The organism is Filimonas effusa (assembly GCF_004118675.1).
In the GTDB taxonomy this organism is placed as follows: domain Bacteria; phylum Bacteroidota; class Bacteroidia; order Chitinophagales; family Chitinophagaceae; genus Filimonas; species Filimonas effusa.
In genome coordinates, this window is the sequence record NZ_SDHZ01000002.1 from 155,669 (window position 1) to 170,247 (window position 14,579).

Consider the following 14,579-nt stretch of genomic DNA (forward strand, 5'->3'; position numbering starts at 1 on the left):
GACGCCTTCTTTTGGAAGGCGTACCCTTAAAATTGTATCCCATATTCAGAGGATCTCAAAAAAAAGACACCTGCCAATTGCAGGTGTCGTTCCATATTTCAATTACTTTTTCTTATGCTTATCCTGCAGGTCCTTTAATTTCTGCTGAGATTCAAGCATCTGCGAATATCGCTCCTGCCACTTGCTTTTCGTCTTGGGCTTTTTACGGTTCGCATCCATCTTAGCGAGGATCTTATCATGATCGATAATATAATGCTGGATCACAAACTGTAAGGCCAGTGTAACTACGTTGGACACAGTATAATACCAGGTCAGTGCCGAAGGCAGCTTATTGAACACAAATAACAGGATGAAAGGGAAAATATAGGGCATGTATTTCAACGCAGGGTTATCCTGTGTAGGCGTCATGCTCATATTGTAAATAGAGATGAGGAAGCTAGTAACCACCGCAGTGATTGTAAACAAGCTCAGGTGATCGCCCAGTCCGGGTATACTGAAAGGGAATTTCAGTACATCGTCAAATGCCGACAGATCTTTTGACCATAAGAATTCCTGTCCGCGTAACGCGAGGTTGGAGTTAAAGAAACTATATAATGCAAAGAAGATAGGGATCTGCAATAAGGCGGGAATACAACCTCCCAACGGATTCACGCCGGCTTCGCGGAACAGCTTCATCTGCTCCATTGCAAACGCCTGCTGATCATCGCCCAACCTTTTCTTAATGGCATCCAGTTCCGGACGCAATACCTTCATTTTAGCGCCGCTCAAATAGCTGCTATAGGTTAATGGAGAAGTCACCAAACGAATAAACAGGGTAAGCAGTAAAATCACCCATCCGTAGTTACTTACCAGGCTGGCAAAGAAATTAAATACCGGCATGATGATCCATTTGTTGATTGGACGTACAAATGAATACATATCCCTACCCAGGTTCACGATCTTGTCCATTTCGGGAGCGGCGTTCTTCAATGCCTTGTATTCGTTAGGACCATAGAACAATTGCAGCGGGACAGCGATCTCAGCCGATGCCGGCGCTTTGATCTGCAGATTTGCCTTAACGTTACTCAACACATCGGAAGAATCTGTTCTGCGCGCCCAGTTCACTTCGCCGCCTGCAAAACCTGACCTGCTGATAACCGTTGTGTTAAAGAACTGCTGAACAGCGCTTACCCATTGTACAGGCTTCTCAAACTTTTTGTTGGTTTTGGAAGAAATATAGTCAAAGTCTCCGCCTTCGCTAAAACAGATATTACTCTGTTGCCTTTCGTAGTCCCTGGAACGTTCGTGGCTCTCGGGGTTTACATTCCACAGGAAGTTGAGCACATTGCCTGTAAGCAGTTTGTCGGCTTTTACCATTCCGATGTTCCAGTCGATCAGGTATTCGTTGGGTTTAATAACAAACTGGTGTGTTACGCGCTCTCCCCCGGCAGCAGCCAGCGTGTAGGTAAGCGTTTGGCTACCGTCTGCATTTTTAACAACGGGTGACGCCTGGAAAAACAGCTTTGAGACCTCTGCTGCATGTCCATCGGATGTATTGATATTATAAGTCAGGTTGTCGCCTTCCTGCGCGCCCAGTTCCACTGTTTTACCGTCGTGAGCGCGATATTTTTTCAGCAGCACGCTTTTTACCCGGGCGCCTTTGTTGCTGAAGCTTACTTTCATCAACTCATTCTCTACTACGGTCAGTTGCTCTGCTCCGTTTGCAGCATCGAGGAAAGTACCGGCATCGTTAACCCTGGTAGCAGAATCCCTTCTGACAGAGTCCTGTGCCGCAGCAGCCTTATCGGCGGGCGTGATCTTGTTCAGATTGGCCAAAGCAGTAGAATCTTCCAAGCGTTTTCTTTCCGCGATAACAGCCTGATTCTGTCTGCCGGTGTACCAGAAAAAGGTAATAAACAATATCCCCAATAACACAAAACCAATGATCGTATTCTTATCGGTCTTCATATATGACTATAAAAATTGAGCGGCAAAGGTAGGGATTGAAATGAAGAACGCCGCTCAAAAGGGCGGCGTTCTTGGAAACTAATGATTTTTAACTACTTGTATACCGCCTATCCGCTTTTTGCACCCTATATCAACATACTTGTTTCAAAAACAGCTTTATTTTTCAGCGGTAAACCGATTTTAACGTCCACCGCCGGGGCAGTTACGTTTCAGGAATTCGGTGAAAGTGCTTTTCAGATGTTTCGTTGTTCCTTCGCCCTCGTTGATAGAATGGGTACGGTTAGGATAACTCATCAGCTGGAACACTTTGTCGTATTTGATCAGTTCATTTATCAGCATCTCTGCGTTCTGGTAATGCACATTGTCGTCGCCGGTGCCATGCACCAGCAGCAGCTTACCTTTAAGATTCTTTGCATAAGTAACCGGCGAGCCGTTTACAAAATCTTCACGGTTCTCCTGCGGGATCCCCATGTAACGTTCCTGGTAAATATTATCGTAGGTCAGTTGGTTTGCTACGGGTGCAATAGAGATACCGGTTTTGTAGATCTGCGGATACTGAAACAACAGGTTTAATGTAGTAGAGCCGCCGCCGCTCCAGCCCCAGACTGCAATTCTGCTGGTATCTACAAACGACCACTGTAGGATCTTTTCAGCTGCCTGCGCCTGGTCGCGGATATTGATGCGACCTATATTACGGTAGATAGCTTTTCGCCATGCCGCACCTTTGGCAGCTGGTGTGCCGCGTCCGTCGAGACTTATCTGAATATATCCGTCTGCTGCAATATCACCATCGTATAAGCGGGTTCCTGCACTGCCGTAGCTGTCTTTAACCGTTTGGGTTGCGGGCTCGGTGTATACATAAAACAGGACAGGATATTTCTTCGTTGAATCGAAGTGGGCAGGTTTAATCATCCAGCCATCCATGGTTACCCCTTCGGCAGTTGTTACCTGGAAGAATTCTACCGGATAACGCGGACCTGGTTTGCCCGGGCTACGCTGCTGGTTGCTGATGGTAGTATGCTTAGGCAGGCTTACCCATTCACCCATAGGAGGCGTATTTGCATTCGAAAACTGATGTTCGGCATAAGCGCCGTTAGGCGACACTTCATAACTGTGTGTGCCCTTCTGGCTGGCAGGCGACAACAAAACATTCTCACCTGTATTTATATTCACGCGGTACAGGTATTTCTGTGTAGCATTTTCAGGCGATGCCATATAATAGATGTTACCTGTTTTATCGTCAATAGCCTGGATGGTCATGATATCATACTTGCCTGTAGTAATGCGCTTCTCCGTTTTTCCATCCCTGCTTACCAGGTAGATGTGCCTGTAACCATCCTTCTCTGAAACCCACAGGAAATTTTTACCGCCATTCAACCATTCCCATCCTTCCGGAATATCGCTCCAGCGGGCTTTTATATCAATCCAGGCTTTTTCGGTTTCGGTATATATTACCTGAGCTGCGCCAGTGGCGGCAGTACACAGGAATATTTTACTTTCATTTTGTTTGCGGTTCAGTTGCTGTAGTACCAGCTCTGTAGCGTTTGCAGCCCATTCCATGCGTGGGATGTAGTGCTGGCGGTTATCGCCGGGCACGTTCATCCAGCGGGTTTGTGCGGTAGTGATATCTACTACCCCCACTTTGCATGGTGACGGCGCCTCTCCTACTTTAGGATACTCGACAGGAACAGTAAAAGAATAGATAGAGTCTGTATTGTTGATCATCAGGAAGTTCCTGATCTGACGTGCGTCAATTTGCCAGTAGGCGATCTTTTTACTATCGGGACTCCAGCGGAAACCATCGCGGCAATCAAACTCTTCTTCATACACCCAGTCGAAAGTACCGTTGATCATACGGTCTGTACCATTCGTGGTCAATGCCTTTTCCTTGCCAGTAAGGGCATCTTCCATATAGATATTATGCTCGCTAACGTAAGCTACTTTTGAGCCATCGGGCGACAGCTTTGCAAACATCAGCGAGGCTGCAGCACGTGCTGTCCCTACTTTACGCAGTTTACCTGAAACCAGGTCGAGCAACCAGTAGTCGCCACGCGTATCCAAACGCCATACTTTCTTGCTATTGGTATAGATCAGCAGTTTTTTACCGTCTTCTGAAAAGAAGAAATTACGCACTTTTAAAGGTGCACTGCTATCCTTAGGTGTAAGGCGGGAGGGTTCCACTATTACTTTTCTTCCAAATGCCGGAAGCTGGTACTGGACGATAGCGCCTTCTTCTTCCTGGTAAAAACCATTGCCATCGGTTGTCCATTGATATCCTGTTGGCGGCTGGGCTTCTGAACGGGTTGCAATAAGCAGTGCGGCAATGCCGAGCAGTTTAAAAAAATGCTTCATTCTGGTAGCTTCTTTTTCTTGGTTTATTGGTATAATCTAACTTCTGTATACTTAATGACCGGCAGCCTTTTAGCTGCCGGTCACAGGCAAGATAAGTATTGCCGCTTTATATGTTATATTAAATAGCTTCGCTCTGCAGCACTGTGTTCTTCAGAATACTTTTCTGGTCGTTATAACTGCGCGCTGCTGCTATAAAGTGTACGAATAAAGGCGCAGGGCTTTCCACTGTACTCTTCAGTTCGGGGTGATACTGAACGCCGATAAAGAAAGGATGGCTGGGGATCTCCATGATCTCCACAAGACCAGTTTCGGGGTTGCTTCCGCTGAATACGACACCGCTTTCTTCATATTTAGAAAGATACTGGTTGTTGAACTCGTAACGATGACGATGGCGTTCGCTGATCTCAGTGCTTCCGTAAATACGATGTGCCAGGCTACCTTCTTTTATTGCACATGGATAAGCGCCTAAACGCATGGTACCGCCAAACTGGGTAACTTTTTTCTGTTCTTCCATAATGCTGATAACCGGATCGGGGGCATTGGCATCCATCTCGGTAGAGTGTGCGCCTGTTAAGCCCAGTACATTACGGCCGTACTCAATAACAGCCATTTGCATACCCAGGCAAATACCAAAGAACGGCAAACCATTTTCACGTGCATACTGTACTGCAACGATCTTACCTTCGATACCACGCAATCCGAAGCCAGGCGCTACCAGCAGGCCATCGAGGCCATCGAGTTTTTCTCCTACGTTTTCAGGAGTGATGTATTCACTATGTACGTTCACGACCTGTACTTTCACCTCATTCATGGCGCCGGCATGTACGAAGCTTTCGAGGATCGACTTATAAGCATCCTGTAGTTCAATATATTTTCCGATAAGGCCAATAGTAACTTTGCTCTTAGGATATTTCAGTTTATCGAGAAAGCCTTTCCATTTTTCGAGTTCAGGTTCTTTATATGCGGTGATATTAAGTTTGCGCATACAGATAAGATCGAGCTTTTCGCGCAGCATCATCAAAGGCACTTCGTAAATAGTAGATGCATCCATCGCTTCAATTACCGCTTCTGTTTTAACATTACAGAACAGTGCAATTTTACGTTTAATATCATTGCTCAAAGGCTCTTCGGTACGGCACACGATGACATCGGGATGAACGCCGGTTTCGCTCAGCATTTTCACGCTGTGCTGGGTTGGTTTGGTTTTCAATTCTTTTGCTGCGCGCAGGTAAGGAATGAGCGTGAGGTGAATTACCGCAACATCTTCTTCGGGCAATTCCCATTGCAGTTGGCGAACTGCTTCTATAAAAGGTAAGCTTTCGATGTCGCCTACTGTACCGCCAATTTCGGTGATCACGATATCAAACTTGCCTTCTTTGCCTAAAAGCAGCATGCGGCGTTTGATTTCGTCGGTAATATGCGGTACCACCTGAACGGTTTTGCCCAAATAGGCGCCTTCGCGCTCACGGTTGATAACGTGCTGATATATACGGCCTGTAGTAACGTTATTAGACTGGGAAGTGAATATATTAAGGAATCGTTCGTAGTGTCCAAGATCCAGATCGGTTTCAGCCCCATCTTCTGTTACATAACACTCACCATGCTCATAGGGGTTTAACGTGCCCGGATCTACGTTAATATAGGGATCCAGCTTTTGAATTGTTACCCTGAAACCACGAGCCTGCAGTAGCTTAGCCAACGACGCCGCGATAATTCCCTTTCCCAGACTACTGGTTACACCACCAGTAACAAAAATGTACTTTGCCATATATATGGATGTTAGATTGAACACACGAAACAATACAATAACGACGAATACTTTACTATCCGGCGACAATTGTAAACAATAAATTCAGTTTGGTGACCTGTGCTGTGAAGGTCATGCAAACCTAAATCAATTTTCTGTTTTAAAAAAATGAGGGACCTTAAAGATGTATAAAAAGCCGGTTACATATCATTAACGATCTTTTTATAACTGGTCACCACCCCTTTTATCAGCGAAGAGCTGAATCCCTGGTGTTCCATTTCGTTTAAACCGGCAATGGTGCAGCCCTTGGGTGTGGTTACCTTATCGATTTCCTGTTCGGGATGGGTATGTTTTGTTAATAACAATTCGGCGGCCCCTTTTACCGTTTGGGCGGCAATAAGTGATGCCGTAGCAGCGTCGAAGCCGATTTCGATGCCTCCCTGTATATTGGCGCGGATATAGCGCATGGCGTAGGCAGTACCGCAGGCGCCCAATACCGTAGCCGCATCCATTAATTTTTCTTCTATTACAACAGTTTTTCCGAGCTGGTTGAACAGATCTTTCACGAATTGCTCCTGTTCTTTGCTGGCATTGTACTTACAGATACAGGTGATACTTTCCCTGATAGCTATTGCGGTATTGGGCATGGCGCGGAATAGAGTGAAGTCTTCCCCCACCACTTCCTGCATATCCTTGACCCAAATACCGGTGATGACACTAATGAGCGTATGTCTTTTGGCGTCGAGGTCGGGTTGCAGCTGTTCCAATATATCTTTTACCTGGAAAGGCTTGACTGCAAGGATGATCCAGTCGGCGAACTTGACAGCCTCCGCATTATTATTACTTACCAATACGCCTTTTTCTTCCAGCGGTTGCAGGGTAGAAATATTACGTTTTGTAATGATAATATGTTTAGGCTGAATGAATCCGCTGCTGATTAATCCTTCGGCTATGGCCGTACCTAAATTACCGCCGCCAATGATGGCTATCTTTTTGCTCATTATGCTGAATTGTTCGATGGAGGCACAAAGCTAGGAAATATCTGCGTTTTTTACCATACCAGGTGATGTGCCGGCAGGAACTCTTTACCCGATCAAGGCGGCTTATTAGCGGCTTTAGTGCGGCTTTTATCCGGCAACTTTGCAACAATGTAGCAAATAAAGATTTAAACCCCTAGTTTTGCAGCATACCTAACGCAAATATTCCATGACGACAACCACTGCAACCGATATACTTCATGCTTCATCCGACGTTATCATTATTGGCGGCAGCTACTCGGGGCTTTCTGCTGCCATGGCCCTGGGGCGTGCACTCAGAGATGTATTGATCATAGACAGTGGCCTGCCATGTAACAGGCAAACGCCCTACTCGCACAACTTCGTTACACAAGACGGCAAACCTCCCCAAACGATTGCTGACGAAGCGAAGGCCCAGGTATTGCAATACCATACTGTGAGGTTGCATAACGACCTGGCTACTGCGGCTACAAAAACGGAGGGAGGTTTCCGCGTCCAGACCCAATCCGGACAAACCTTTTCCGCAAAAAAATTATTGTTTGCAACCGGGGTTAAAGACATTATGCCTGCTATCCCAGGGTTTGCGGAAAGCTGGGGGATATCGGCCCTTCATTGCCCATATTGTCATGGTTATGAAGTAAGGCATCAAAAAACGGGAGTTATGTGCAATGGAGAATTGGGTTTCGATTTTGCACGCTTGATAGCTAACTGGACGGGAGATCTTACGCTTTTCACCAATGGGCCTTCTACCTTGCATGCGGCGCAAACCGCCAGGCTTGCACAACTGAATATTCCCGTTATAGAAACAACGATCAGCGCGTTAAAACATACAAACGGTTATATAAAGGCGCTTGTGTTGAGCGACGGCAATGCCATTCCATTAGATGCACTTTACGCCCGTATTGCTTTTGAACAACACTGCGCTCTTCCCGTTCAGCTTGGATGCCAGCTTACCGAACAGGGTTATTTACAGGTAGACAATTTTCAAAGAACAACCATTCCCGGCGTTTTTGCATGCGGAGACAACTCCAGTTTTATGCGTGCCGTATCAGCCGCGGTAGCTTCCGGAACAATGGCGGGAGCAATGATCAATAGAGAAATGGTAGACGACAGGGGTTAGTTCACGGCGCCGTGAACGACGGTAAAATAAAAAAGCATGGACTTCATATCCCATACCGACGAGTCGGGGTAGAAGATCTCGAGCCCCATGAAAAAACTATCCGGCAGCCTGGGGTCTGTAACCTTTACTATACTGTTCACCATATCCTGGAGAAGGGGTTTGAGACGTTTTGTTCTGAAATAGAGTGAATCGGCCGGGAAAAGGGTTTCGTCGTAAAAGGCAAGGGATAAGGTATCACGTTTTGAGCTTACCGTTGAGGTAATACCCTGATGAGCAAGGTAGCTATTGGCTTGAAGGAGTGTCAGGTCCTGGAATATCGGGAAGTCGATAACAGGCTGTGCAGGTTGGTTGTCTTTATAGCAACCGGTAGTAATAACAGCTGTCAATAGGCCTACCAGCAGCATTCTCAAAGGCTTCATAGTGAGTCTCGCTTTTTTGTTAGCTCGCAGCCGCTCTCTTCACTTACAGAGAATCAACGCACAGGATCTGTGTTTTTTCATAAGGGTTATTCTCAGCAAACCAATCTTCTCCCGGCAGCTTAAATTTTTATTAAATACGTCTGCAAATTAGAACTTTTTATGAATAATTATCATAATACTTCCGCGTTGCAACAGCGAAAGAAATCCTAATCTTTTCAGCACCGTATTTACGCGTTAGCTATTATGCACAGATATATATATATTTCAGTATAGTCAAACATTTTATCACTCTTTCGCCCGTTGCATATCCGTTCACCCCTTTTCCATAGTATTAAAAAAAGCTTATAGAAACAGCTTAATTAAGGGATAGCAAGCCGACATCTACTTATCCAGCCACTGTTTAAACAAGGGGACTTTTTCCCGGCTTACCACTACTTCCCTGCCGGGTTCGCGTTTTAGTACCACGCGTAATTTATTCGAGGAATATTGTTGTATGCTGTTTATACTGCCAACGTGTATGATGTGCTGGCGGTTCACCCTGAAAAAATCATCGGGATCCAACTTTTCTTCAAGTTCGTCCATGGTAAGTCCCACTCTTATCTGTTCACCATCTTTTAATACCAGATGGGCTATGGTGAAGGCATAGTAAATAAAAGTCGACATCGGCAGCCAGCACAGTTTTATAGCCATCCCTGAAAGGGATCATAAAACGGGTGCGATAGGTAGCCTGTTTATGATTCAGCAATTCCAGCAGCTGGTGCATGAGCAAGGTTGTGTTGGGCTGCATGCTGTTCGCTTTAACCTTATCGAGTGCCTGTTCTCTTTCTACAGGTTTAAGCAGGTAATCAAGACTATTTACTTTAAATGCCCGCACGGCATACTCATCGTAAGCTGTAGTGAAGATAACCGGGCAAAGCAAGTTCACTTTCTGAAAGATATCGAAGCTCAATCCATCGGCGATGCGAATGTACATCAATACCACATCCGGATGAGGATGTTGTTGAAACCAGGTTACGCTTCCTGCCACTGTATCAAGTGTGGCTATTACATCAATATCAGCATGTATGTCGGCCAGCAATTTTTTCAAACGTGTACATTCGGTTTCTCATCTTCAATGATCACTACCCGCATAATATCTTATTTATAGATCAATCAATGGCAGTTTTACGATGAATTCACCGTCTTCTTTTTCTACAATAACAGTTTCATTAAACAGCAAAGTATATCGTTTCTGAATATTATCCAATCCGAGGCGGGTTGACGGCAGCATATGCGGTATCAGCTGAATGTTATTACGTACTACCAGTTTATCGACACCATCGTCACCTATCCTTATGCGTAAACAAAGGCTGTCCTGCAGTAACAAACCTGCCTTCTTCTACAAAGATCTTTTCAAGATAACCACTAACCTGGGGGCGGAGATCTACGTTTTCCGTACCTTCCAACAAAGCCGCATAATCACGGATGGTTAAAGCAGTAGTTGTATCGAGCGTCATCACCGGTAATTCCGGGGTTGGCATTACAGCCAAAGCCTCATCGCTTCCGCCGCCCGAACGACAACTGCTTACTACACTCCATACAAAAACAACCAAGGATAATACGGGTATTCTATTGTTGCTCATCCAAAATTTGCCGCCAGGCTTTATTTTACTTACGGACAGGCAAATGTGCATTAGCAGTATTCAGCTCAAATCCTAAAACCAATGAACCGGAAAAAATCGGGACTGAACCGAAATCTCCGGCCAGTTAAAAGCATGACAATGCTTGTGAGCCATTAAAATGCAGGTTTTCAATAGAAAGAAGACAAACAACTTACATACGCTTTAAAGCCATTCTCAACAAAGGATAGGCTTTGCCCTGGTCATCAAGCGCAGACCGTTCATATGGTTCAAAGCCCAGCTTATTGTAAAATGCCAGCGCTTTTTTGTTCTGCTCATTTACATCCACTTTACAGGCGCCCAGTTGTTCTATAGCAAAATGCATGAGCCATTTGCCTAACCCCAGCCCTATGCAATCAGGTGATAAAAACAACATCTCCACTTTATCAGTTGCTACGCCAATAAATCCAACTACACTGTTGTTGTATAACAGGCAATAGACCTGCAAAGCGTAAAAATCAATTTCTTTTACAAAGGACTTAATTTCCTGCAAATCTTCTTCGAGCAGGAAATCATGCGTAGTCCGTACCGATTGCTCCCAAACACTTACCATCTGGTCTCTGAAAACCTCCTGGTAAGGCGCTATTTGAAAATCTTCGCTCTTCATATCTTCCTCCTATCTTTTAAATTTCATGCACCGGCTGTAAATGAATGAGCCATAACCGGGGATATCCATGGTTATGGCTCATTCTATTTAAACACCTTAGAATATTTTACCGGCTGACAAATAATTCCTCACATAGTCATCAACCCCCTCTTCAAGAGAATAAAATGGCTTGTGGTATCCTGCTTCCTTCAGCTTATTCATATTGGCTTCGGTAAAGTACTGGTATTTATCACGGATATCTTCAGGCATATCGATGAACTGAATATTGGGTTCTTTATCAACGCCGGCAAACGTTGCTTTTACCAGGTCGATAAAAGAGCGCGCTGTACCTGTGCCCAGGTTATACAAGCCGGATGCGGGTTTACCGGCGGTATCAGCCTCCTGCTGTTGCATCAGCCAATACATGACCTTCACCACATCCTTTACGTAAACGAAGTCGCGCAGTTGCTCGCCATCGTTAAAGCCATCTTTGTGGCTGCGGAACAGCTTAACCAAACCGGTATCCCTGATCTGGTTAAAGGAATGAAATATAACGCTGGCCATACGAGCTTTATGATATTCATTAGGGCCATATACATTAAAGAACTTGAGACCTGCCCAGAAGGGGGGCTGTTGAGTTTGTTGTAACGCCCATTTGTCGAATTCATTTTTGCTTATACCGTAAGGATTCAATGGCTGGAGCTGTTTCACCACTTCATGATCATCGTTATACCCCAGTTCACCATTGCCATAGGTTGCAGCCGAAGAAGCATATACCAGTGGAATTTGCCTGGCAGTACAATATTCCCACATCTTCTGAGAATACTGCACATTTAGCTCTTCGTGTATAGCGTAATCGAATTCGGTTGTATCGGTACGTGCGCCCAGGTGAAACACAATAGAAATTTCAGGTTGTTCTTTTTCAAGCCATTCGAAAAAAGACTGACGTTCTACAGTTCTGATATATTCTTTGCCTTCCCAGTTGGCTCTTTTCTTTTCTACTCCGAAATCATCCACCAATATGAGGTTATGGTGTTCGTTTTCGTTCAGAAACTGTACCATACAACTGCCAATAAATCCTGCCGCACCCGTAACAATAATCACCGGTGTATCATTTAAATTGCTCATGCCGCAAACGTAAGAAAAGATGGCAGATGGAAGAATGGCAGGCGGCAGAAAGTTGGGCGCCTTCATCCATTATAATTATTACTATATTTAAAATTTTTCCCCATTTTTTTAAGAAACTAACAGTCATCCGGATATTTTTTTCACCATTTTTGAACTTTAGAGGCGTTTTTTTCGCAATTTTACTATTCGAAATGGCTATTTGTTCCAGAAATATGCTTGTTTTGTCATCGCAAAAAAAAATTTAAACTCTATGTCATTACGATTTCAGGCAATCAATGACCTTACCAACGCAACGAAAGTTGCTGTCCCCAGTACTTCGAAAGTAACTGCCATCTTCGGGGAAAATGTTTTCACCCTTAAAACAGCCCGTTCATTTTTAAGCGATGAAGCTTACAAGAGCTTAGTTGCGAGCATTAAGGGAAGCAAAAAAATTGATCGCGCCGTTGCCAATCAAATCGCTAATGGTCTGAGGGCCTGGGCTGAGAGCAAAGGCGTAACACACTATACACACTGGTTCCAGCCCCTGACTGGTACTACTGCAGAAAAGCATGACTCATTCTTCACCATCAAAGGTGACGGTACGCCTATCGAAGAGTTCGATGGCGGCACCCTTATTCAACAAGAGCCTGATGCGTCTTCTTTCCCTAATGGTGGTATCCGCGCTACTTTTGAAGCACGTGGTTACACTGCGTGGGATCCTTCTTCACCTGCTTTCATCATGGAAATTGGCGAGGGAAAAACTTTATGTATCCCTACCATTTTCGTTTCTTACACCGGTGAACTGCTTGACTACAAAGGACCTTTGCTGAAGGCCCTGGAAGCCATGAACAAGTCTGCTGTGGAAGTAGCCAACTATTTCGATAAAAACGTTACCAAAATAACTGCTACCCTGGGATGGGAACAGGAATATTTCGTTATTGACGAAGCCCTGGCGAATGCCCGTCCAGACCTGGTTCAGTGCGGACGTACCGTATTTGGTGCTTCTCCTGCGAAAGGTCAGCAACTGGAAGACCACTACTTTGGTTCTATTCCTGAGAGAGTGTATGCTTTCATGCGCGATTTCGAAGAAGAGTCGTACAAGCTGGGTATTCCTTTGAGAACGCGTCACAATGAGGTGGCTCCTGCTCAGTTCGAGTGTGCTCCTATCTTCGAAGAAGTTAACATTGCTGTTGACCATAACACCCTGCTGATGGACGTCATGAGCCGTGTGGCTAAACGTCATAAGCTGCGTGTATTACTGCACGAGAAACCATTTGCTGGTATCAACGGTAGCGGTAAACACAACAACTGGAGTATGGCAACCGACACAGGTATAAACCTGCTGGCTCCGGGCAAAACGCCTAAGACCAACCTGATGTTCCTTACTTTCTTTGTTAACACCATTAAAGCGGTTCATGATTATTCTGACCTGTTAAGGGCTGCTATTGCTTCTGCAGGTAACGATCACCGTTTGGGTGCGAACGAAGCGCCTCCTGCTATCATCTCTGTATTCGTTGGTCAGTCGCTTGCAAAAGTGCTTTCCGATATAGAAACAAGAGTTAGTGATAAATTCGACGAACAGGACGAAGCCATTCTGAAACTCGATCTGCACCGCAGCATTCCTGAACTACTGCTGGACAATACCGACCGTAACAGGACTTCTCCTTTTGCGTTTACCGGCAACAAATTCGAGTTCCGTGCTGTAGGTTCCAACGCCAACTGTGCAAACGCTATGACCGTTCTGAACACTATCATGGCTGAAACGCTGAAAACCTTCAAGAAAGATGTTGACGCATTGATCGAAAAAGGCGAGAAGAAAGAGATTGCCATCATGCACATTATTCAGAAGTACATTGTAGAAAGCAAAAAAGTACTGTTTGAAGGTGACGGTTATAGTGAAGAGTGGGCTAAAGAAGCTGAAAAACGTGGTTTACCTAACGTAAAAACCACTCCGCTGGCACTTGACGCGATGATCACTGAAAAGGCTAAGCACCTGTATGAATCAAACGCTGTTTACACACATACAGAGCTTGAAGCGCGTCATGAAATTGAACTTGAGAACTACCTGAAGAAAGTACAGATTGAAGGACGTGTTATGGGAGACCTCGCTCTTAACCACATTCTTCCTGCTGCTATCAAATATCAGACAAGCCTGGCAACCAATATCAACAGCCTGAAAGCTGCTGGTTTACCAGAAGCCGCCTATGCTACGCAAGTAGAATTGCTGAAAGAGATCTCTGAGCGTGTAAACATCATTTACACCAAAGTAAATGAAATGGTTGAGGCAAGAAAAGCTGCGAACAACCTCACCAATACCCGCGAAAAAGCAATTGCTTACGAAGCAGAAGTTAAAGCGAAGTTCTTCGACGAGATCCGTTACCATGTTGACAAACTGGAACACCTGGTTAGCGACGAAGACTGGACCTTACCCAAATACAGGGAAATGCTCCTGTTGCGCTAATAGCAGCTATAATTATCATCGGTTTTATAGAAAAGCCCGTATCGTAAGATATGGGCTTTTTTATTCCAGGTATGGTTTGCCGTTTGCCCCCCAAACACCCCTTTTTCGCCGAATCGGGATGTACGAAGCGTGCGGTAGAAGCTGGGAAGATGTAAATTTATAAGGC

Annotated in this window: 13 protein-coding genes; 2 read left to right on the forward strand and 11 right to left on the reverse strand. The window is 45.0% G+C overall.

What is annotated here, in order from left to right:
- Nucleotides 1-102 precede the first annotated feature (102 nt).
- The 4 genes from yidC to proC all read right to left on the reverse strand — a co-directional run bounded on the left by yidC (nt 103) and on the right by proC (nt 7,047).
- Nucleotides 103-1,947 carry a membrane protein insertase YidC gene (gene yidC / locus ESB13_RS12025; RefSeq protein ID WP_129003592.1) on the reverse strand — a complete coding sequence of 615 codons (1,845 nt, stop codon included), beginning with the start codon at nt 1,945-1,947 and terminating at the stop codon, nt 103-105.
- A gap of 180 nt (nt 1,948-2,127) precedes the next feature.
- On the reverse strand, nt 2,128-4,299 hold the full coding sequence (locus tag ESB13_RS12030; protein ID WP_129003594.1) for a S9 family peptidase: 2,172 nt from the start codon (nt 4,297-4,299) through the stop codon (nt 2,128-2,130).
- A gap of 118 nt (nt 4,300-4,417) precedes the next feature.
- Entirely contained in the window at nt 4,418-6,067 is a 1,650-nt protein-coding gene (locus ESB13_RS12035) for a CTP synthase (protein ID WP_129003595.1), read from the reverse strand.
- Between the two features lie 179 nt (nt 6,068-6,246).
- The gene (proC, locus tag ESB13_RS12040; RefSeq protein ID WP_129003597.1) at nt 6,247-7,047 is read right to left on the reverse strand and encodes a pyrroline-5-carboxylate reductase; all 801 of its coding nucleotides are present in this window, start codon (nt 7,045-7,047) and stop codon (nt 6,247-6,249) included.
- A 205-nt stretch (nt 7,048-7,252) separates the two neighbouring features.
- On the opposite strand from proC, the gene ESB13_RS12045 reads away from it, so the two are divergent.
- A complete protein-coding gene (locus ESB13_RS12045; protein ID WP_129003599.1) occupies nt 7,253-8,182 on the forward strand; it encodes an NAD(P)/FAD-dependent oxidoreductase in 930 nt (309 codons plus the stop codon).
- Here the strand turns inward: ESB13_RS12045 and ESB13_RS12050 are convergent.
- The 7 genes from ESB13_RS12050 to rfaD form a co-directional block, all read right to left on the reverse strand.
- A complete protein-coding gene (locus ESB13_RS12050) occupies nt 8,179-8,601 on the reverse strand; it encodes a hypothetical protein (protein WP_129003601.1) in 423 nt (140 codons plus the stop codon). The genes ESB13_RS12045 and ESB13_RS12050 overlap by 4 nt on opposite strands.
- 381 nt (nt 8,602-8,982) lie before the next feature.
- Nucleotides 8,983-9,264, reverse strand: coding sequence for a LytTR family DNA-binding domain-containing protein (locus ESB13_RS23945; RefSeq protein ID WP_220399662.1), 282 nt, complete (start codon nt 9,262-9,264; stop codon nt 8,983-8,985).
- On the reverse strand, nt 9,206-9,688 hold the full coding sequence (locus ESB13_RS24190) for a LytR/AlgR family response regulator transcription factor (RefSeq protein WP_220399663.1): 483 nt from the start codon (nt 9,686-9,688) through the stop codon (nt 9,206-9,208). The genes ESB13_RS23945 and ESB13_RS24190 overlap by 59 nt, the downstream gene beginning before the upstream one ends.
- A gap of 54 nt (nt 9,689-9,742) precedes the next feature.
- Nucleotides 9,743-9,967 carry a hypothetical protein gene (locus ESB13_RS12060; protein ID WP_129003603.1) on the reverse strand — a complete coding sequence of 75 codons (225 nt, stop codon included), beginning with the start codon at nt 9,965-9,967 and terminating at the stop codon, nt 9,743-9,745.
- The gene (locus tag ESB13_RS12065) at nt 9,924-10,223 is read right to left on the reverse strand and encodes a biotin/lipoyl-binding protein (protein ID WP_129003605.1); all 300 of its coding nucleotides are present in this window, start codon (nt 10,221-10,223) and stop codon (nt 9,924-9,926) included. The genes ESB13_RS12060 and ESB13_RS12065 overlap by 44 nt, the downstream gene beginning before the upstream one ends.
- A 190-nt stretch (nt 10,224-10,413) precedes the next feature.
- A complete protein-coding gene (locus tag ESB13_RS12070) occupies nt 10,414-10,866 on the reverse strand; it encodes a GNAT family N-acetyltransferase (protein WP_129003607.1) in 453 nt (150 codons plus the stop codon).
- 96 nt (nt 10,867-10,962) lie between these two features.
- Nucleotides 10,963-11,973, reverse strand: a complete 1,011-nt coding sequence (gene rfaD / locus ESB13_RS12075; protein ID WP_220399664.1) for an ADP-glyceromanno-heptose 6-epimerase — start codon at nt 11,971-11,973, stop codon at nt 10,963-10,965.
- A 250-nt stretch (nt 11,974-12,223) separates the two neighbouring features.
- Between rfaD and ESB13_RS12080 the strand changes: the two genes are divergently transcribed.
- Complete coding sequence (locus ESB13_RS12080; protein ID WP_129003609.1) at nt 12,224-14,413, forward strand: glutamine synthetase III family protein; 2,190 nt, start codon at nt 12,224-12,226, stop codon at nt 14,411-14,413.
- Nucleotides 14,414-14,579: the final 166 nt, after the last annotated feature.

What these genes read in the sequence shown, in the direction of transcription:
- ESB13_RS12030 (WP_129003594.1), bottom strand. Translation starts at nt 4,299, where the DNA reads ATGAAGCATTTTTTTAAACTGCTCGGCATTGCCGCACTGCTTATTGCA.
- proC (WP_129003597.1), bottom strand. Translation starts at nt 7,047, where the DNA reads ATGAGCAAAAAGATAGCCATCATTGGCGGCGGTAATTTAGGTACGGCC.
- ESB13_RS12065 (WP_129003605.1), bottom strand. Translation starts at nt 10,223, where the DNA reads ATGAGCAACAATAGAATACCCGTATTATCCTTGGTTGTTTTTGTATGG.
- yidC (WP_129003592.1), bottom strand. Translation starts at nt 1,947, where the DNA reads ATGAAGACCGATAAGAATACGATCATTGGTTTTGTGTTATTGGGGATA.
- ESB13_RS12045 (WP_129003599.1), top strand. Translation starts at nt 7,253, where the DNA reads ATGACGACAACCACTGCAACCGATATACTTCATGCTTCATCCGACGTT.
- ESB13_RS12070 (WP_129003607.1), bottom strand. Translation starts at nt 10,866, where the DNA reads ATGAAGAGCGAAGATTTTCAAATAGCGCCTTACCAGGAGGTTTTCAGA.
- ESB13_RS23945 (WP_220399662.1), bottom strand. Translation starts at nt 9,264, where the DNA reads ATGTCGACTTTTATTTACTATGCCTTCACCATAGCCCATCTGGTATTA.
- ESB13_RS12050 (WP_129003601.1), bottom strand. Translation starts at nt 8,601, where the DNA reads ATGAAGCCTTTGAGAATGCTGCTGGTAGGCCTATTGACAGCTGTTATT.
- ESB13_RS12080 (WP_129003609.1), top strand. Translation starts at nt 12,224, where the DNA reads ATGTCATTACGATTTCAGGCAATCAATGACCTTACCAACGCAACGAAA.
- ESB13_RS12035 (WP_129003595.1), bottom strand. Translation starts at nt 6,067, where the DNA reads ATGGCAAAGTACATTTTTGTTACTGGTGGTGTAACCAGTAGTCTGGGA.
- rfaD (WP_220399664.1), bottom strand. Translation starts at nt 11,973, where the DNA reads ATGAGCAATTTAAATGATACACCGGTGATTATTGTTACGGGTGCGGCA.